Source organism: Variovorax glucosi, assembly GCF_051216695.1.
In the GTDB taxonomy this organism is placed as follows: Bacteria; Pseudomonadota; Gammaproteobacteria; order Burkholderiales; family Burkholderiaceae_C; genus Variovorax.
The window spans coordinates 1-1,008 of record NZ_JBPJZE010000450.1 but is presented as its reverse complement, the minus strand read 5'-3'; the positions used below and the strand labels follow the sequence as shown (position 1 = coordinate 1,008).

At 67.5% G+C, this 1,008-nt stretch carries 2 protein-coding genes; both read right to left on the bottom strand.

What is annotated here, in order from left to right; all coding sequences use genetic code 11:
- Positions 1 to 491, bottom strand: a 491-nt coding sequence (locus ACSFA3_RS26430; protein WP_435508252.1) for an NAD(P)-binding protein, incomplete at its 3' end; no start/stop codon positions are given.
- Positions 492 to 497: 6 nt separating this feature from the next.
- On the bottom strand, positions 498 to 1,008 hold a 511-nt coding region (locus ACSFA3_RS26425), incomplete at its 5' end, for a spermine/spermidine synthase domain-containing protein (RefSeq protein WP_475544596.1).

The following is a 1,008-nucleotide window of genomic DNA, read 5'->3' as shown; positions in this document are numbered from 1 at the left end:
CACTCACCGTGGATGAACAGGCGCTCCTGCGGGCTGTGGCAGAGGGTGACCTCGTCGTATTCCCAGCGGCCCGCCACGCGGCGGCGCAGGCCGAGCTCTTCAAGCAGATCCTGCACCTCGCGCGCATCGTCGCCGGGCACGGGCAGGTAGTGCGCGCCGAGCGGGCAGGCGATGCCGTTGACGATGCCGCCGCGCGCGTTGCCGCCAGCGGTGTCTTCGAGTTCGAGCAGCGTGAAGTCGTCGATGCCTGAAAGCCGCAGGGCGCGTGCGGCAGCGAGGCCCGCGACGCCGCCGCCAGCAATGACGACGCGCGTGCGCTTCACGACCGCCGGCGCCTGGCTCTTGAGCGTGCCATCGCGCATTGCATGGCCGCGCGTGACGTCGATGCCGGTGAAGCCGCCTTCGATGGGCGGTGTCGGCGCCTCGCAGCCACCGAGCGCGAGGGCGCCCGCCGCACCCGCCGCCACGCCGAGGAATTCGCGCCGTTGCATGGTTGGCTAGTGCGCCATCACCTTGCCCCACTCCTGCTCGTAAGTGGTGACAAGGATCTGGTTCGACAGCCGGTTCACTTCAGCCGGCACGCGCGCCATGTCCAGCGGAAAGTCGAACATCAGCGGCAGCGTGGAAGGCGACAGGAAACGCAGGCCCGAAGGCAGCGCATCGGGCATGCGGTACGGCCGGCGGCTCGCGATGATGTAGCCCCACTCGCCAAAGCTCGGCACGTGTGCGTGGTACGGCGTGGCGCGCAGGCCCACTGACTCGATAGTGGTCGCCACGGTCCAATAGCTCTTGCGCGCCACCAGCGGCGAAGTCGTCTGGATCACAGCGTAGCCGCTGGCCGACAGGCGCTTTTCGAGCAGCGCATAGAAGCTGTTGGTGTAGAGCTTGCCGATGGCGAAGTTGGTCGGATCGGGAAAGTCGACCACGATCACGTCGAACATGTCGCCGGGCTGCTGCAGCCACTGGAAGGCGTCTGTGTTGACGATCTTCACCTTCGGCGAGGAAAGC